Genomic DNA, 18,076 nt, shown 5'->3' on the forward strand with positions numbered 1-18,076 from the left:
CCTGAATCGCCCGATTCGTACCAATGCCACATTGGAAAACACCACACTGATTCGGAGGCGGACGAATGATCGTAGTGGTTGATGAGCGCGAGCTCGTTAAAGACGGCTATACATCTCTATTTGGGCGTGAGGGCATTCCCTCGACCGGGTTCGATCCGGTCGAATTCGGTGAGTGGGTCTCGACGGCGGCGGAAAGCGATCTTGCGGCTGTGGAAGCCTTCCTGATCGGCCAGGGCGACCGGAGCTTTTCTTTGCCGAAGGCGATCAGGGATCGCACGACGGCCCCGGTGATCGCGGTCAGCGACCAGCCCTCGCTGGAATCGACGCTGGCGCTTTTTGACAGCGGCGTCGACGACGTCGTGCGCAAGCCGGTACACCCCCGTGAAATCCTTGCACGTGCGGCGGCGATCCGTCGCCGATTGCAGGTTATCTCGAACTTCACCGATGCTGGACCGATCCGGGTTTTCTCCGATGGCCGCGACCCGGAAGTGGGTGGTGAAGTGTTCCCCCTGCCGCGCCGTGAGCGCCGCATCCTCGAATATTTGATCGCCAATCGCGGACGCCGCGTTTCCAAGGCGCAGATTTTCAATGCCATCTACGGCATCTTCGATGACGACGTCGAAGAAAACGTCGTTGAAAGCCATATCAGCAAGCTGCGCAAGAAGCTGCGCAAGAAGCTTGGCTACGATCCGGTCGATTCCAAACGTTTCCTCGGCTACAGCATTGATTGGCAATGATTTTCATTGACCCGCGTGGTCTTTTTCAAACGCGGTATTTCCGACAGCTTCACGCAAGCCAAACGCTTTACCTTCTCCCTGAAAGATGACCACGAGGGTTTTTGAATGAGTATTTTCGGCACTATGCGAACCGGTGTGTCCGGCATGAATGCACAGGCGAACAAGCTGGGGACCGTGGGCGACAACATCGCCAACGCAAGCACCACCGGCTACAAGCGCGCATCGACGTCGTTCTCCTCGCTCGTTCTGCCCTCCTCGTCGGGCAGCTATGCGTCCGGCGGCGTACAGTCCAACGTTCGCTACAGCATTTCGGAGCAGGGCAACCTCTCCTACACCACCTCGAGCACCGACCTTGCCATTCAGGGCAACGGCTTCTTCGTGGTTCAGGACGGCGCAGGCACGCCCTACCTCACCCGCGCCGGCTCCTTCCAGAAGAATTCGGAAGGTTATCTGGAGAATGCGGCAGGCTTCATGCTGATGGGTTACCCTTACGGCGCCAACCCGCCGGCTGCGGTCGTCAACGGCTTTACCGGCCTCGAGGCCATCAATATCAATGACTTCGGTCTGACGGCGTCTCCCTCCACGCAGGGCAGCTTCCCGGCCAACCTCAACCGTGATGAGGCAATCGTTGCTGCGGGATCGCGCCCGAGTGACAACCTCGCAACGTCGACGGTTGGCAGCAAGACGTCGCTCACGGCGTTCGACAGCGGCGGTGCCAAGGTTCTTTACGACTTCTATTACACGCGCATTGACAACGATGCGTCCGGCAATCCGCAGTGGGAAGTGTCGGTTTATCGTCAGGATCAGTCGACGGATGGCGGCTTCCCCTATACGGCAACCGCGCCGGCTACGCTCGTCAAGGAAACGGTCACCCTGACCTTCGATCCCGCCACCAACAAGCTCACCAGCGGATCGGATAGCTCGATCACGATTAACGACAGCAACAGCGGCGTGGCGCAGGCGATCGAGATCGACCTGTCGCAGATGACGCAGTTCTCCTCGAAGTTCACGCCTGGCACCGCTGTTCTGAACGGTAACGGCCCAAGCCAGATCAAGGATGTCGAAATCGGCAAGGATGGCCTGGTGACGGCGGTCTATCAGGATGGCGGTCGCCGCAATATTTACCAGCTGGCGTTGGCCACGGTGCCGAGCGTCGACAATCTCAGCCCGCAGAACGGTAACGTCTATCTGCCGAGCAACGAGTCGGGTGTCGTCACCATCGGCTTCGCGCAGACCGGCAGCTTCGGTTACATCCAGAAGGGTGCGCTGGAAGGCTCGAACGTCGATATCGCCAGCGAACTCACCGACATGATTGAATCCCAGCGTATCTACACAGCGAATTCGAAAGTCTTCCAGACTGGATCGGATTTGATGGACGTCCTGATCAATCTGAAGAGATAATACTTCTCACGAGGACAGATGAATGTCGCTCACGTCAGCAATGAATACTGCGCAGTCGATTTTCAATAATACAGGTAAGCAGACGGACGTTACCTCCAAGAACATTGCCAATGTCGGCAATGCTAACTACGTCAAGCGAACCGCCATTCTCGGCACGACCATGGCTGGAGCGAGTATCGTCTCCAACGGCCGTGCCCAGAATGAAAGTCTTCTCAGGCAGACGATTTCCAGCTCTTCCCTTGCTTCCGGCCAGAGCACGGTTCTGACCGGTCTTGAGGAAATGAAGAGCATTTTCGGCGGCAACGATTATGAGAGTTCGCCGGCCACCTATATGAAGGAACTGCTGAAGAGCCTGGACGCTTACGCCGCCAAGCCGAGCGATGCCGCTCTGGCCGCAACGGCCGTCACCTCGGCTACCGATGTCGCCAGTTCCCTGAACAAGGCCTCGAGTGAATTGCAGGCGATGCGTCTGCGCGCCGACAAGGAAATCGCCCTTCAGGTCGACAAGCTGAACGGGCTGCTTGCGAAGTTCGAGGAAGCCAATAACGAGGTCAAGGCGCAGACGGCGATCGGCGGCGATCCAAGCGACGCTCTCGATCAGCGCGAGACGCTTCTGAAGGATATTTCCTCCATCATCGGCATCAATGTCGTCAATCGTCCCAACAACGATGTGGCGCTTTATACGACGGATGGCGCGACGCTGTTCGAAGTCGTGCCGCGCAGCGTCACCTTCAAGACGCAGCCGGGCTTTGATGCGACGACCACGGGCAACGCAATCTATGTCGATGGCGTAGCGCTGAAGGCAGGAAGCGGCAGCAACACGACGTCTGAGGGGTCGCTTCAGGGCCTGATGCAGGTTCGTGACGATCTGGCGCCGACGATGCAGAGCCAGCTCGACGAAATCGCCCGCGGCCTCATCACCATGTTTGCGGAAAAGCCGGCCGACGCGACCAGCGGCCTGCCGGATATGCCGGGTCTCTTCACCTACGGCTCGCCGGCGGCGACGACCATTCCGGCAGACGGGATTGTCTCTCCCGGGCTCGCTGCCAGCATTACCGTCAACCCGGCGTTAATTATCTCCAAAGGTGGCAATCCGGAATTGTTGCGTGACGGCGGTATCAACGGTACCGATTACGTGATCAATACCGCAGCGTCGGGGGGAACCGGTTTCTCCGAGCTGATCCGCAGCTATGTTACTGCTTTTGACGCGCCCATGAATTTTGCCGCGTCGACACGTATCGATACGAATACCAGCATCCTGAAATACGGCACCAACTCGATGGGGTGGCTCGAACAGGAACGTTCCGGCGCGACTTCTGCGAACGAAGCGAAAAGCGCGCTTTATGAGCGCTCCGCCACGTCCTATTCGAACAATACGGCGGTCAGCCTGGACGAGGAACTGTCGCTGCTCATGGATATCGAGCAATCCTACAAGGCCGCGACCAAACTGGTGACGACCGTTGACGAAATGCTCAAGTCCCTGATGGACATGGTGAGGTAAACGATGAAAACGTCATTCATTTCATCGCTGGCGATGCAGAACAGCATGCGCAGCACCATCCTCAAGGCTCAGCTCGAGATGACCAATCTCAATACCGAGCTGACGACGGGCAAGCATGCCGATCTCGGCGTGACGCTGGGCGCCAACACCGCCCGCAGCCTCGATCTCAATCGCGATATCGACCGCATTACCTCGTTGGTCAGCGTCAATTCGATTGCAACGCAACGTCTCAAATCCTCGCAGACGGCGCTGGACGGCATGGCGCAGGCCGCACAGGAAATTCAGAAGGTTCTTGTCCCCAATACCAGCAGCGAAGCGCCGACGCTGACGACGGTGGCCAAAACCATCTCGAATGCCTTCAACAATTTCACCAGCTTCGCCAATACGGCGGTCAATGGCGAGTTTCTGTTCTCCGGCATCAATACGGATGTGAAGCCCGTCGATGACTATTTCGCTGAAGGGTCTACCCTGAAGGAAGCCTATGAGACCGAGCTGAACGCATTCATGGCGGCGCAGACGCCGGCGGTTGGTGACATCACCGGCCTGTCCAAGACCCAGGCCGAAGCCTTCATGACCCATATCGAAGGTGTCTTCAACGGCACCACGACGGTAACGAACCCGCCCCATAGCAGCCTGACGGCCGGCCAGAACTACGATTTCTGGACGACTTTCGGCTCCAAGGCGAGCGACACCAACATGACGAGCCGCATCAGCCAGAATGAGGTCGTGGAAACCTCCAGCAACAGCAATTCACAGGGCATGCGTTATTTTGCACTGACGGCGATGACGGCGATGACCTTCCTCGACGAAAAGGTGGATAGCGGCGTTCGCGAAATGGTGGCGACCAAGTCGGTGACCAATATCGGCACCGCCATCAGTGGCCTGAACCAGCAGCAAAGCCAGCTCGGCCTTTCCGAAAGCCGCGTTTCGAAGGCCAATGATTCGCTGGCAGCCCAGAAGAAGATCATCGAAACGCATCTGCTGGATATTGAGGGGATCGATACCTACGAGGCGAAGACCCGCCTCGATCTGCTGCAGCAGCAGATTGAAATCGCATACAGCCTCACGTCGCGTCTGCAAAAAATGAGTCTGGTGAACTACCTCTGATGAACAGGGGTGGCGGCAGATAAAGGATACATGAATGTACCAGTTTTCCTACGCCGAAATCATGGAGGATGGTGTCGCCAACGCGAAGGATCGCGAGCGGCAGGCGTTGACAAAATCGATCGACCTTCTGGTGGAGGCAAGGGATTCCTCTTCGCAGCGCCACACGATCGAAGCGCTTTTTTACACTCGACGGGTCTGGATCCGCTTCATTGAAGATCTCAAGCAACCCGACAACCAGCTTGCCATGGAGCTCAGGGCCAATCTGATTTCCATCGCGATCTGGATATTGAAAGAGTGCGAACTGATCCGGAAACGTCAGTCGACGAATTTCCAGGGCATAATTGACGTGACAACCATCATCAGGGATGGACTGAAATGAAAAGTACACTTCGGATTTCGCTGAAATCGGGCGAAAAGATTTTTATCAACGGCGCGGTTCTGCGTGTGGATCGCAAGGTGGCGCTCGAATTCCTGAACGATGTCACGTTCCTGCTTGAAAACCACGTTCTGCAGCCCGATCAGGCGACGACGCCGCTCAGACAGCTTTATTTCATCGCGCAGATGATCCTCATCAACCCGGAAGGGCGCGAACAGTCCACCAACATGTTCCGCAAGTCGGTCAGCATGCTGCTGAACTGCTTCCAGCATGACGAGGTTCTGGCGGAACTCAAGCGGATCGACGGGCTGGTTGCCTCGGGCAAGGCTTTCGAAGCGCTGAAGGCCATTCGCGGTCTCTACCCGATCGAGGAAAAAATCCTCAACAATCAGGAAATGACCCCCGCAACGATCGAACAGATTCGCAAGGAGATCGCACCATGGCGGTAGATGCAGTCACTTCGGCAGCGTCAAATCCCTGGGCCAATGCCGGGGCGAGCAGCTCCGACAGCAGCGCGGCGTCGCTGAACTACGACAGCTTCCTGAAGCTCCTCATCGCGCAGATGAAGAACCAGGATCCGACCAGCCCGATGGATGCCGGCGAGCAGATGTCGCAGCTCGCAAGCTTCTCGCAGGTCGAGCAGACCATCAAGACCAACACCCATCTGAAGAGCATGCTGCAGGCGGAAGCCCTGACGCGCGCCTCCGATCTGGTCGGCAAGACGGTCAAGAGCGCCGACGATACCGTCACCGGCGTGGTGAAGGAAGTCGAGGTCTATTCGGACGGCGTTGTCGCCATCACCGAAGCTGGTGACAAGGTGCTGCTGCAGGCCGGCGTGACCTTCTCCAACGGCCCGATTACGAGTACATCTGATAGCGGAACCGATTCGGATAGCGCGACTGGTTCCTGACATTGAAAAGGCGGCATGACGCCGCCTTTCCGGATTGAGGATGCGACGATGAACGAGGCCGATGCGCTTGACATCATGCAGGCGGCTGTCTGGACGGTTCTCGTCGCGGCCGGTCCCGCGGTTCTCGCCGCCATGATCGTCGGTGTCGTCATCGCCTTCATTCAGGCCCTGACCCAGGTTCAGGAAATGACGCTGACCTTCGTTCCCAAGATCGTCACGATCATGCTCGTTCTCGGCGTCGCCGCCCCCTTCGTGGGCGCGCAGATATCGCTCTTTTCCAATCTCGTCTTTTCCCGCATCCAGTCCGGCTTCTGACGCCTTCCGCTGCGGATGCCACCTTCGCGCAAGCTTCAGCCGCTAGGGATAGGCGGAAAGCATCGGGCCGAATTGCGTGCGCTTTTCGAAAACCGTTGCTACGGAACCGTGCGGCGGCTTCTCCGTCGCCCTTCTCATGAAGAGACAGGACGAATTTATGGCGCAACCACCAGTCATCTCCTTGCCCAAGGTCAGTCCGAGCACGCGTGACATCGGTTTCGCACTGGGCATCGTGGCGATCCTCTGCGTTCTCTTCCTGCCCATTCCGGTCATGCTGGTGGATATCGGTCTGGCCTTTTCGATTGCGCTTTCGGTCCTCATCCTCATGGTGGCGCTCTGGATTCAGCGACCGCTGGATTTCTCGTCCTTCCCGACCGTGCTGCTGATCGCGACGATGATCCGCCTGTCGCTGAACATCGCGACGACGCGCGTTATTCTCTCCCACGGCAATGAAGGGCCGACGGCGGCGGGCGGCGTGATTGCGGGCTTCTCCAGCCTCGTCATGTCCGGCGATTTCGTGATCGGTCTGATCGTCTTCCTGATCCTGATCACCGTCAACTTCATCGTCATCACCAAAGGTGCGACGCGTATCGCCGAAGTCGGCGCGCGTTTCACCCTGGACGCCATTCCCGGCAAGCAGATGTCGATCGATGCGGATTTGTCCGCCGGCATCATCGACGAAAAGGAAGCGCAGCGCCGCCGCCGCGAGCTGGAAGAGGAAAGCTCCTTCTTCGGCTCGATGGACGGCGCCTCGAAATTCGTGCGCGGCGACGCCATCGCCGGCCTCATCATCACCGCGATCAATATTTTCGGCGGCATCATCATCGGTTATTTCCGCCACGGCATGCCCATTGGCGAAGCGGCCGACGTTTTCGTCAAGCTTTCGGTCGGTGACGGTATCGTTTCGCAGATCCCGGCTCTGATCGTATCGCTGGCCGCCGGCCTTCTGGTCTCGCGCGGCGGCACCGCCGGCTCGACGGACCAGGCCGTCGTCAATCAGCTCAGCGGTTATCCGCGCGCGCTGATGGTCTCGGCCATGCTGATGGGACTGCTCGCGATCATTCCGGGCCTTCCCTTCCTGCCCTTCATCTTCCTTGGCGGCATCATGGCCTTCGGCAGCTGGTATATTCCGCGCCAGGCGGAGGCCGAAAGCGCGCTGCGGCGTCAGGAAGAGGAGAACAAGGTTCTCCAGACCACCGAGGCGGAAAAGGATTCGGTCAAGCAGGTGCTGAAGACGGCCGAGATCGAACTGGCGCTCGGCAAGCAGGTCTCCACCCGCCTTCTTGGGGCGCATCAGGAACTGGCCTTCCGTGTCGGCAAGATGCGCAAGAAATTCGCGACCCAATACGGTTTCGTCGTACCCGAGATCAAGGTCTCCGACGACATCATGATCCCGGAAAAGGCCTATCAGATCCGCGTTCACGGCACGACCATCGCGTCCAGCAACCTGCGCGTCGGCGACGTTCTTGTCGTGACCGGGGCAGGGCGCAAGCCGAGCATTCCCGGCGACGAAATCCGCGAACCCGCTTTCGGCATGCCCGCCGTCTCGATTCTCGAAACCTTCACCGAGGATCTGAAGCGCGAAGGCTTCCATCCGATCGACAACGTCTCCGTGGTGCTGACGCATCTGAGCGAAGTCATCCGCAACAACCTGCCGCAGCTCCTGTCCTACAAGGATGTGAAAATCCTCATCGACAGGCTCGATCCGGAATACAAGAAGCTGGCCGACGAGATTTGCTCGTCGCATATGTCCTATTCAGGCCTGCAGGCGGTGCTGAAACTGCTGCTTGCCGAACGCGTATCGATCCGCAACCTGCATCTCATTCTCGAAGCGGTCGCCGAACTTGCGCCGCATGTGCGCAAGACGGAACAGATCGTCGAACATGTGCGGGTGCGCATGTCGCAGCAGCTCTGCGGCGATCTTGCCGACAATGGCGTGTTGCGCGTCCTGCGCCTCGGCAACAAGTGGGACATGGTCTTCCATCAGGCGCTGAAGCGCGACCAGAAGGGCGAAATCGTCGAATTCGACATCGATCCCCGCCATCTCGAGGAGTTTTCCGAGCAGGCATCCAAAGTTATCCGTGAATTCATGGATCGCGGCCTGCCCTTTGTCCTTGTAACCTCGCCGGAAACGCGGTCCTATGTGCGCATGATTATCGAGCGACTCTTTGCGACCCTGCCGGTTCTTTCGCATGTGGAACTGGCCAAGGGTCTCGAGATCAAGATTCTGGGCGCCATTTCATGATAACCGACCCGCAGGGGACAATCATTGCATTGTTCCTTGCCATCTGCCGTATCGGCGCATGCTTCATGACCATGCCGGGCTTTTCAAGCTCGCGCATTTCGCCGCAGATTCGCATGCTTCTGTGCGTCGCGGTGTCCATGGCGCTTCTGCCCGTGCTGTGGGACACGATCTATCCGAAAGTTTCCGGTGCAAGCCAGGGCACGGTCGTCGGTCTCATCTTTACCGAGGTCGTCATCGGTTCGATGTATGGCCTGATCGCCCGGTTCTACACTCTCGGTTTCCAGTTCACCGGTGCGCTCATCGGCGCTTCCATCGGTCTCAGTGCGCCGGGCGGTGCCGATGTCATCGAAGACGTGCAGGAAAACCAGATATCCAACTTCATCACCTTCGGCGGCCTGCTGGTGCTGTTCATATTCGATTTCCACCACATCGTCCTCAAGGCGCTGGTGGATTCCTACACCGCCACGCCGGTCGGCGCGCTGATTAGCGGCCAGAAGATGCTGATTACGCTGACCGACACGCTCAGGGCCTCCTTTTCGATCATGCTACGGCTTGCCAGCCCCTTCGTGATTTACGGCTTGATGTTCAACGTCGCGGTCGGCCTCATCAACAAGCTCGCGCCGCAGATTCCGGTCTTCTTTATCTCGACTCCCTTCGTTCTCGCGGGTGGTCTTTTCATGCTTTACCTGTCGGTCGCGGCCCTCATCCGCCAATTCGTGGATGGTTTCGGCCCGGTCTTCATCGGCTTTTGATCGGGGGAAATGCGATGGCTTCGGACAAGCGCTCTGCCAAACTCAAGCGTCTGGTAACCGTCCAGCGGCACATGGAAAAAATGGCCGAGGTGGAACTGGCCGATACCACCCGCACACGGGCGGAAGTTGCGCAATCCATGGAGAACGTGCTGGAGGCCATGAGTTCCATGGAACCGGTGCATCAAACATTTTCCCGGCACTATTCGGACCGCTACGGCCGTCTCGTCGTCCAGGACCGCCAGCTTGAGGGCGTTCAGCAATTTCAGGAAAACAAGGTGCTGAAGGAAAAGACCAAGGCTGACCGGCTCGAGGACAGGATGCACCTTGCGCGCGATCTTGAGGACCGCGAGGCCGACGATAATGCAATCTATGATTTGTTAGAAATTACGAATGTTTCCCACACACCAGCCTCCAGCAAGGTTGGCGATCCATAGTCTGTCCCATTGTTGCATCGCGGGCGTTTTTGAGGACGTCTCCGGCGATGTTTCTTGATTGAGCGGATGCGCCGGCTTTCTGTGCCGCCCATTCGTCAGCTCGGGAGATCTGGACGTGGCGATATCGGTGATAAGTGATCTGGTGATGGATGTGGTTCGCGCTGCGGACCCCCAGGAAGTTCAGGTCGCCCAGGAAAAACTCAAGGCGAACAAGGCGGCTTTTGCCGCAACCAGCCTTGCCGATGCCGGCAAGGGTTTTGGCGCCGCGGTCGAGATGCTGGATGGCGCCTCCTCGAAGGCTGGTCTCGGCGACACCAATATTCGTGCCGCCCGCACCGAAATCCCGGAAACATACCGCAAATATGAAGCCTCGGTTCTCCAGACCTTCGTGGCCAACATGCTGCCGAAAGACAGCGAGGAAGTTTACGGCAAGGGCAATGCCGGCGAGATCTGGAAGAGCATGATGGCCGAACAGTTTGCCGACACGATTTCCAGAAATGGCGGCGTCGGCATCGCGGAACAGGCCTACAAGGATGCGCTTCGGAAGGCTGAAAGCAAAGGCATTACCGACGTATCGATGAATGAAAAAGACAATAATGCTGCAATTCGGATGGTGGCGGAGTTCGAGCGGCAGGTCCTCGGCGTTTCCAATGAGAAAACGGACGAGGCTTGAGAATGAAAAACCTTAACGAGGAGACAAGCATGGACCTTATGTCGAACGACCACCGTATCCAATCCGTTCTCGGCCGCCTTGAGATGATCATCGACAACGAGAACGACAATATCGGTAAGGACCCCCAGTTCGACTTCAAGGTCTCCAACGCCCACAAGAGCCGTTGCCTCTATGAGCTGACGATGCTGTTCCGCGATACGCCGCGCGAGGAAATCGCCGCCGGTTACATGGAGCAGGTCAAGGGCATCAAGTCCAAGCTCGCCACCAATGCCAGCCGTGTCGAGGCGCATCTGAATGCGGTTCGCGCTGTCGCGGACCTCTTGAAGAACGCGATCCAGGAAGCCGATACGGACGGCACCTATTCGCAGGAACAGTTCATGTACGGCGCAGCCTCCTGATGTTGAAACTTCTTCTCACTGGCGTCTGGGTTTGCGCCGTCACGCTCGGCGCGGTGTATTTTTCCGTCCAGTTGGCGACGGCGCCCGCGCCGGATGAGGCGGGGGCAAAAAAGGCCAATCTGCAACTGGTCAAGGGCGAAAGCATCACTATCCCGGTCATCAATGATGGCGGGGTGAACGGCTATTTCCTCAGCCGTATTTCGCTGCGCGTCGACAAGACCAAGATGGCGAAGATCGAGCTGCCGGCAACGCAGCTGATGACCGACGAACTGTTCACGCTGCTTGCGGGTTCTTCCATGGTCAATATCGCCAATATTTCCACCTTCGATCCCGAAGCCTTCAAGCAGCGCATCCGCGAGGGGCTGAACAAGAGGCTCGATGACGAGGTGGTCGAGGATGTGCTGATCGAACAGCTCGATTATCTGTCGAAAGCCGACATCCGCGAGCAGAACGGCAATGGCACGCCCCGTTCGGTCAAGCTCGTCGAGGGCGAGAAGGCCGAAGCCGGGAAAGAAGCGGCGCCAAGCCACTGACGACCAGCAGGCGAGGGGCTCTGCAGGACAGGGGATGCGGAGCATCCTTCTGGTTAATTGTCCCTTGCCGCATCCCCAAGCATTCTAGAGATTGCTTTCAAGCTAAATTCAACCTGCACCTGTATAACAAACCCATGAACCACCATCCCGCAGGCCATGCGTTGGATCGGTGGCGATGGGTTTGGCATTTGGGGGTTGGTAATGAGTTTCGCGTCAGGTTTCGCGCGGCCGGAATCGCAACGGAATATCCACGGACTGCGCGTCTGTGATCTCGACTGGAATGGGGCGCTGGAATTGGTCAGCGGCAAGGCGTCTGCCTGTGAAGGACACACGATGCTGTCCTTTCTCACCATCGAGAAGGCGAAGCTTTCGCTCAAGGACAACGCCTACCGGCAGATTCTGGAAAGCTGCCTGCTTCTGCCGCAGGGCAAAGCAATGAGGGCCGCCGCGCGCAACGAGAATGGTGAGCCTCTGCCTGCGCCCATCGATGGCGTCGCCTTTGTGATGGCGCTTCTGACCTATATGGCCGTGCCGAAGCGTATCGGTGTGGCTGGAGATGATGCCGCGCAGATCGGCGAGGTTCTCGCCAGGTTGCGGGCGCACGCGCCCTGGCACGATTTCGTCATGCTGAACCGCGATGCATCGGGCGTTAAGGTGGATGTTCTGCTGGCGGGAATGTTGAAGGAAAACCAGGAGACATGGCTGCACCGCACCGTCAGCCGCGAGAATGCACGGGTCACCATCGCGGTTGGTCCCCTGTTCAAGGTTCTGTCGTCGGAAGTGGCCGGCATGCCGGAAATTTTCCGCAAGCTTCATATGAGCTGGCTCTACAGCCTCTGCGCCGAACCCTGGCACATCGCGCTCGGCAAGAGCTGAGGCCGTTCCCGCAGGCGTTGCGTTAACCATTTGTTTGCCACGATCCTTTAACCTCTCGTAAGGTTTTGACAGTCGCCCGTTGCGGGCGGCACCGAGGGCGGCAGACGGCTTCAGATGGTTGATGACAATCCGGACATGATGGCGATCCGCCTTGACGAGGATGATGTCGCTGCGCCCGTATCGCAATGGCGCAGACATTGTCGGCGGCTCCTGACGTCCGGCTGCATCGTCGCCGCCACCGTTGCCGGGGCAGCCCTTCCGCTTCTGCTCGTCGATTCGGGCTTTCGCGGTTATGTTTCGCAGGCCCGGATCGAGGTCTCCCAGACCGCTTATGACGCCCCCGACGCCGCCCGTTTTCTCGCGATGGCGCGTCGTACGCTGCTTTCACCCTCCGGGCTCGACCGGATAACCGCCGATCTCAAGCTGAAGTCCGCCGATATGGTCGGCGTTCGCAATCAGGGCGAGCTTGGCCTGCTTTTCGACCTTCTGACCGGTGCGGATGCGCGTCCGCTGTCCGAGCGGGAGGCGCTGAACGGTGCGGTGGGCGAAGCGATCCGGCTGGAACTGACCCCGGATGAAAATACGCTGACCGTGACCGGCAAGGCCGCAACGCCGGAAACCGCCATGCGGCTGACCGATTATCTTTCGATGCGCGTGATCGCCGATGGCAAGGCCGGCACCATGACGCCCGCCATGCGTGAGACGGAGAGGGCGCGGACAAGGCTCGATGAGGCGGAAGCGGCGCTGAACGGTTTCCAGATGCGCCACGGTGACGCCGTGATGGCCGAGGCGCAGCAACTCGAACAGCAGCTTCGCGACGTAAACGACAGTCTGGCGCGAACCACCCGCCAGCAATTGTCCATTCAGGCCGATCTGACGGCGGCTTCGGCGCTGAAGCCGAATGATGTCTTTGCGAAGCCTCTGCCGGCCGGCGTGGGTTTTTCGGCGCTTGAGGATATCAGGCAGAAACACTCGACCGCCAGCATGGCGCTTGCTGCGGTTTCGGTCGATTACGGTCCGAAACACCCCCGCCGCATCGCCGCCCAGAATGCGGTGGATGCCGCACAGGCGCTTGCCGCCCCCGCATTGCGGCAATTGCTGGAAGGCCTGCGGGCGGATGAAAAGCGCATCTCTCAGGAGATCGTGACCGCCAATGGCGAGCAAAAGAAATACCTCGACCGCCTGAGCCAACTCGGTGTCGCCCCCGGCGAGTTTTCCAGATTGCAGGGCGAACTGGAAACGGCGCGAAATGTCTATCTCGAGGCAAGCGAACGCCGCGACCTGTCCGCCTCCGCCACGCCCGCAGTCGAAACCCGTTTGACCAAGAAGGCCGCACCCGGCGAGTTGACCCGCGATCTGACGCAGGCCGCCATGCTGGCCGGCGGCGGTGCATTGATCGGCCTGCTGGGCAGTCTTTATCTCCTGAGCTACCGTCGCCATGACGAGGAAGAGGAGGGCGCATTGCTCATCGAAGAGGACGTGCAACTTCCGTCCTCCGTCGAGCCGTCGTTCGAGTCTCTGCAGATTTCCGAATTCGAACCGATCGAGCCGGCTGTGTTCGACGATCTGCAGGATCTTGCCGCAGAGGACAACATCGAGCCGGAAGAAGACGGCTTTGCCGATTATTACGGCGAGGCCGTCAATGACGACGACGACATGCCGCTGGACGAGCGCGTGCGGCAGGTCCTGATGGGCAACCGCACGGTCAGGAGTGCTGATCCGGCCTCTTCCGGACTTCCACCGCTTCTGGCCGAAGCCCTCGCCGGGAACTTCGACCATGCCCAGGCCGAAGCTGAGGAACTGATGGAATTGCGACGCGAACTGGCGTTCCTGAGAGAGCGTCTTGCCGATTACGCCGATCGCCGCGAAGACTACCGCAAAACAGCCTGAAAACGCCGCATTTTCGCTTGCATTCCTGCGAAGGGGGCACCATACGGAGCCTACGTAACCCAGCAGGAGCAGGACGCATGGCAGTTGTGATTGACGGGAAGGCGAAGGCGGCTTCGGTAACGGAGGCGGTCCGCAAATCGGCAGAAGCGCTTGAGGCGGAAAAGGGCGTAAAGCCCGGTCTCGCGGTTGTCATCGTCGGCAACGATCCGGCCAGCCACGCTTACGTGAACTCCAAGAGCAAGATGGCCAAGCAATGCGGTTTCAACTCCATCCAGCACACGCTGCCGGAGGAAACCACGCAGGCCGCACTCCTCAAGCTGGTCGGCGAACTGAACGCCGACGCTTCCATTCACGGCATTCTGGTGCAGCTGCCGCTGCCGAAGCACTTCAATTCCGATGAGATCATCCAGTCGATCCTGCCCGAAAAGGATGTGGATGGCTTGAGCGTACTCAATGCCGGCAAGCTCGCGACCGGCGATCTCGCAACCGGTCTCATCTCCTGCACGCCTGCCGGCGCCATGCTTCTGGTACGCGGCATTCATGGCGAAGACCTTTCCGGCCTCAACGCCGTGGTCATCGGCCGCTCCAACCTGTTCGGCAAGCCGATGGGCCAGCTTCTGCTGAATGCAAATGCCACGGTGACCATGGCGCATTCCCGCACCAAGGATCTGGCCGGTATCTGCAAGACGGCGGATATTCTGGTCGCGGCGGTCGGTCGCGCCGCAATGGTGAAAGGCGACTGGGTGAAATCCGGCGCGACCGTCATCGATGTCGGCATCAACCGCATCCCCGCTCCGGAAAAGGGCGAAGGCAAGTCGAAGCTGGTCGGCGATGTCGCCTATGACGAGGCGAGCGCCGTTGCCGCCGCCATTACGCCCGTTCCGGGTGGTGTCGGCCCGATGACGATCGCCATGCTGATGGCCAACACCGTCATCGCCGCCCATCGCGCGCAGGGACAGGCCGCGCCGAAGTTTTAAGCCTGTCGCGTTCAATCGAACTACACGGCACAGGAATTTTTGTGCGCTGCCCCCTCACTTCCGTCATTCCGGCCTTGAGCCGGAATCCAGCCGACGCGCGTCTGCGCGGCGAGACGACTCTTTTCAGCCCAAGGACTTGGGCTGGCTGGATACCGGCTCAAGGCCGGTATGACGGCCGGGGGATGGAGGCCAGCCTTTAAGTTTTCGGAGCCGGCCCCGTCGAGGCGCGCACCACAAGTTCCGCCTTCCAGAGTTCCTGATGCGGTTCCGTCTGGTTAAGCTTGATCCGGTTGATCAGGCGTTGGCCCACGCGCACGCCCGCCGCCCGGAGTGACGAGCGGGTGGTGGTGAGCGGCACGGAGAAATTATCCGGCTTCAAAAGCGGCAGCACGTCGTCATGGGCGATCAGCGAAATATCCTTACCGGGTTTCAGGCCGCGCTGGTTGAGCGAGCGGATCGCGCCGAGCGCAAGCGCGGTACTGGCGCAGAGAATGGCGGTCGGTTTTTCCGGGCGTGACAGCAGCGCTTCCATGCCGAGATAACCTTCCTCGTCGGTCATGCTGCTGTGCCGCTTGTTGTTCGCATGCAATGTCAGGCCATTTGCCGAAAGCGCCTTTTCCACCCCGAGACAGCGCCGATAGGTGAAATCATAACCCTCCGGACCGTTCAGAAGTCCGATCCGCGTGTGGCCAAGCTGGAGGAGAAGCTGGGTCGCATCGCGGAAGGCGCCCTCGTTGTCCACGTCGAGATAGGGATAATCCTCCTCCACGCCGACAGAGCGGCCATGCACGAGGAAGGGCAGGGAGAGCGATTGCATCATGGCGATGCGCGGGTCGTTCTTCTTCATATAGGCGAGATAGATGCCATCGACGCTGCCGCTTGCGGCAAGCCCCCGCAGGGCTTCGCGTTCCTTTTCCGGCTCGGTCGGCATGATGACGAGATGAAAGCCGCTGCGCGATGCTTCCTCACCGAGACCGCTCAGGAATTCGCCGAAATGCACGTCGGAACGATGGTGTTCGCCAATCGGCATGACAAGCCCGATGGAGCCGACCTTGCCCGTCGCCAGCCGTTGCGCTGCCGCATTCGGGCGATAGCCGGTCTTTTCGGCAGCCTCCATGACGCGGCGGCGCGTTTCGGCGCTGACTTCCGGATAGCCGTTGAGCGCCCTGCTGATGGTCGTCTGCGAAATGCCCAGCAGTTGCGACAACTGTTTCAGGTTCATGTCTCTCATTTCCTCCATGCGCGCGCCCGAGAATACGGCAAAGCCTCTCCTCAATTCCCAAAGCGCTTTAGATTTTTACCAGCCTCCACCGCATTTCTCAATCGAAAAGGATAGCCGCCTTCCGAATTAAATATGACTATTCATAAGGCGCTGCAACGTTTCCGCAGAAAGAGCCTCTTGACTCCGTCTTGATGACAATGAGATGAATAGGCAGCCAAAGCGCTTTGATTGGAGAGGACGCTTTGAGCCTTTTATGTGATGGGAGGTAAATCACATGCAGAAGACTCTTTTGGCGACGGCTGCCGTCATGGCTTTGCTGTCCGGTGCGGCCTTTGCCGCCGACCTGAAGTTTGCACCCGGCGGCGACGCCAAGTTCAACTGGAAAAGCTACGAGGACTTCAAGGCGGCTCATGCCGATCTGAAAGGCCAGACGCTGACGATTTTCGGCCCCTGGCGCGGTGAAGACGAGGCCCTGTTCCAGTCGGTGCTCGCCTATTTCGCCGATGCGACCGGCGTGAATGTCCGTTATTCCTCGTCGGAAAATTACGAGCAGCAGATCGTCATCGACACGCAGGCGGGTTCGCCGCCCAATATCGCCATCCTGCCGCAGCCCGGCCTTCTGGCCGATCTGGCCGCCAAGGGCTTCCTCGTGCCGCTCGGCGACAAGACCGCCGACTGGGTCAAGGAGAATTACGGCGCGGGCCAGTCCTGGGTCGATCTCGGCAGCTACAAGGGCAAGGACGGCAACAAGGCCTATTTCGCCTTCCCTTTCAAGGCGGACGTGAAGTCGCTCGTCTGGTACGTGCCTGAGAATTTCGAGGAAGCGGGCTACAAGGTGCCCGAGAGCATGGAAGATCTGTTCAAGCTGACGGACCAGATCGTTGCCGATGGCGGCACGCCCTGGTGCATCGGCCTCGGCTCCGGTGGTGCAACCGGCTGGCCGGCAACGGACTGGGTGGAAGACCTGATGCTGCGCACGCAGCCGCTCGACGTCTACCAGAAATGGACAACCAACGAGGTCAAATTCACTGATCCGGCCGTGGTCGAAGCGATCAACGAATTCGGCAAATTCGCCAAGAACGAAAAATATGTGAGCGGCGGCGTCGCGGCCGTGGCCTCCACCGACTTCCGCGACAGCCCCAAGGGCCTCTTCGACATTCCGCCGAAGTGCTACCTGCACCATCAGGCGTCGTTCATTCCGTCCTTCTTCCCGGAAGGCACCAAAGTGGGGACGGATGCGGATTTCTTCTACATGCCGACTTACGCGTCCAAGCCTGATCTCGGCAAGCCGGTTCTCGGCGCTGGCACGCTGGTCACCATCACCAAGGAAGCGCCTGCCGCCAAGGCTTTCGTCGAATTCCTGCAGACCCCGATCGCCCATGAAGTCTGGATGGCGCAGTCCAGCTTCCTGACCCCCTATAAGGGTGTGAATGTCGATGCCTATGCCAATGAGCAGATGAAGCGACAGGGCGAAATCCTGACGACCGCGACAAGCTTCGGTTTCGACGGTTCCGACCTCATGCCCGGCAAGATCGGCGCCGGCGCATTCTGGACCGGCATGATCGATTTCGTCGGCGGCAAGTCCGCCGATCAGGTCGCGAGCGATATCCAGAAGGCTTGGGACGGCCTGAAGTAAAGATATCGGATCAGGCCCGGCGGTTTGCTGCCGGGCCCTTACCAACGGCGCTGCCCCGACGACTACATAAATCAGCGCGGCGCGGAGAGGATC

General features: G+C 59.2%; 19 protein-coding genes. 18 read left to right on the forward strand and 1 reads right to left on the reverse strand.

Annotated features, from left to right (window positions below; genetic code table 11):
• Positions 1–65 precede the first annotated feature (65 nt).
• From L904_RS02490 to L904_RS02570, 17 genes are all read left to right on the forward strand, one after another.
• The gene (locus tag L904_RS02490; RefSeq protein ID WP_004432529.1) at positions 66–737 is read left to right on the forward strand and encodes a response regulator transcription factor; all 672 of its coding nucleotides are present in this window, start codon (positions 66–68) and stop codon (positions 735–737) included.
• 105 nt (positions 738–842) lie between these two features.
• Positions 843–2,138 carry a flagellar hook protein FlgE gene (locus L904_RS02495; RefSeq protein ID WP_035263923.1) on the forward strand — a complete coding sequence of 432 codons (1,296 nt, stop codon included), beginning with the start codon at positions 843–845 and terminating at the stop codon, positions 2,136–2,138.
• 22 nt (positions 2,139–2,160) lie between these two features.
• Positions 2,161–3,639 carry a flagellar hook-associated protein FlgK gene (flgK, locus tag L904_RS02500; protein ID WP_035263921.1) on the forward strand — a complete coding sequence of 493 codons (1,479 nt, stop codon included), beginning with the start codon at positions 2,161–2,163 and terminating at the stop codon, positions 3,637–3,639.
• A gap of 3 nt (positions 3,640–3,642) precedes the next feature.
• Entirely contained in the window at positions 3,643–4,746 is a 1,104-nt protein-coding gene (locus tag L904_RS02505) for a flagellar hook-associated family protein (protein WP_004432535.1), read from the forward strand.
• Between the two features lie 34 nt (positions 4,747–4,780).
• Positions 4,781–5,125, forward strand: coding sequence for a flagellar biosynthesis regulator FlaF (gene flaF / locus L904_RS02510; RefSeq protein WP_004432537.1), 345 nt, complete (start codon positions 4,781–4,783; stop codon positions 5,123–5,125).
• The gene (flbT, locus tag L904_RS02515; protein ID WP_004432543.1) at positions 5,122–5,571 is read left to right on the forward strand and encodes a flagellar biosynthesis repressor FlbT; all 450 of its coding nucleotides are present in this window, start codon (positions 5,122–5,124) and stop codon (positions 5,569–5,571) included. Before flaF ends, flbT begins: the two co-directional genes overlap by 4 nt.
• Positions 5,562–6,032 carry a flagellar hook assembly protein FlgD gene (gene flgD / locus L904_RS02520; protein WP_020812913.1) on the forward strand — a complete coding sequence of 157 codons (471 nt, stop codon included), beginning with the start codon at positions 5,562–5,564 and terminating at the stop codon, positions 6,030–6,032. The genes flbT and flgD overlap by 10 nt, the downstream gene beginning before the upstream one ends.
• 48 nt (positions 6,033–6,080) lie before the next feature.
• Entirely contained in the window at positions 6,081–6,347 is a 267-nt protein-coding gene (fliQ, locus tag L904_RS02525; protein ID WP_003503352.1) for a flagellar biosynthesis protein FliQ, read from the forward strand.
• Between the two features lie 157 nt (positions 6,348–6,504).
• Positions 6,505–8,592, forward strand: coding sequence for a flagellar biosynthesis protein FlhA (gene flhA, locus L904_RS02530; protein ID WP_004432552.1), 2,088 nt, complete (start codon positions 6,505–6,507; stop codon positions 8,590–8,592).
• Entirely contained in the window at positions 8,589–9,344 is a 756-nt protein-coding gene (gene fliR / locus L904_RS02535) for a flagellar biosynthetic protein FliR (protein WP_020812910.1), read from the forward strand. Before flhA ends, fliR begins: the two co-directional genes overlap by 4 nt.
• Before the next feature lie 14 nt (positions 9,345–9,358).
• Positions 9,359–9,778, forward strand: coding sequence for a hypothetical protein (locus L904_RS02540; protein WP_004432556.1), 420 nt, complete (start codon positions 9,359–9,361; stop codon positions 9,776–9,778).
• A gap of 115 nt (positions 9,779–9,893) precedes the next feature.
• Positions 9,894–10,451, forward strand: a complete 558-nt coding sequence (locus L904_RS02545) for a rod-binding protein (RefSeq protein WP_035236043.1) — start codon at positions 9,894–9,896, stop codon at positions 10,449–10,451.
• 29 nt (positions 10,452–10,480) lie between these two features.
• Entirely contained in the window at positions 10,481–10,849 is a 369-nt protein-coding gene (locus tag L904_RS02550; RefSeq protein WP_026363659.1) for a hypothetical protein, read from the forward strand.
• Positions 10,849–11,382 (forward strand): flagellar basal body-associated FliL family protein, encoded by a 534-nt coding sequence (locus tag L904_RS02555; RefSeq protein WP_004432561.1) that lies wholly within the window; start codon positions 10,849–10,851, stop codon positions 11,380–11,382. Before L904_RS02550 ends, L904_RS02555 begins: the two co-directional genes overlap by 1 nt.
• Positions 11,383–11,583: 201 nt before the next feature.
• Complete coding sequence (locus L904_RS02560) at positions 11,584–12,258, forward strand: WecB/TagA/CpsF family glycosyltransferase (protein WP_020812908.1); 675 nt, start codon at positions 11,584–11,586, stop codon at positions 12,256–12,258.
• Between the two features lie 114 nt (positions 12,259–12,372).
• A complete protein-coding gene (locus L904_RS02565; protein ID WP_020812907.1) occupies positions 12,373–14,148 on the forward strand; it encodes a GumC family protein in 1,776 nt (591 codons plus the stop codon).
• 77 nt (positions 14,149–14,225) lie between these two features.
• Entirely contained in the window at positions 14,226–15,125 is a 900-nt protein-coding gene (locus tag L904_RS02570; RefSeq protein WP_020812906.1) for a bifunctional methylenetetrahydrofolate dehydrogenase/methenyltetrahydrofolate cyclohydrolase, read from the forward strand.
• 196 nt (positions 15,126–15,321) lie between these two features.
• Here L904_RS02570 and L904_RS02575 read toward each other — a convergent pair whose 3' ends face one another.
• The gene (locus L904_RS02575; protein ID WP_020812905.1) at positions 15,322–16,347 is read right to left on the reverse strand and encodes a LacI family DNA-binding transcriptional regulator; all 1,026 of its coding nucleotides are present in this window, start codon (positions 16,345–16,347) and stop codon (positions 15,322–15,324) included.
• A 274-nt stretch (positions 16,348–16,621) separates the two neighbouring features.
• Here L904_RS02575 and L904_RS02580 point away from each other — a divergent pair, with 274 nt between their 5' ends.
• The gene (locus tag L904_RS02580) at positions 16,622–17,983 is read left to right on the forward strand and encodes an ABC transporter substrate-binding protein (RefSeq protein WP_020812904.1); all 1,362 of its coding nucleotides are present in this window, start codon (positions 16,622–16,624) and stop codon (positions 17,981–17,983) included.
• The last annotated feature ends 93 nt before the right edge of the window (positions 17,984–18,076 follow it).

This window comes from Agrobacterium sp. LY4 (genome assembly GCF_001526585.1).
GTDB classification, from domain to species: domain Bacteria; phylum Pseudomonadota; class Alphaproteobacteria; order Rhizobiales; family Rhizobiaceae; genus Agrobacterium; species Agrobacterium leguminum.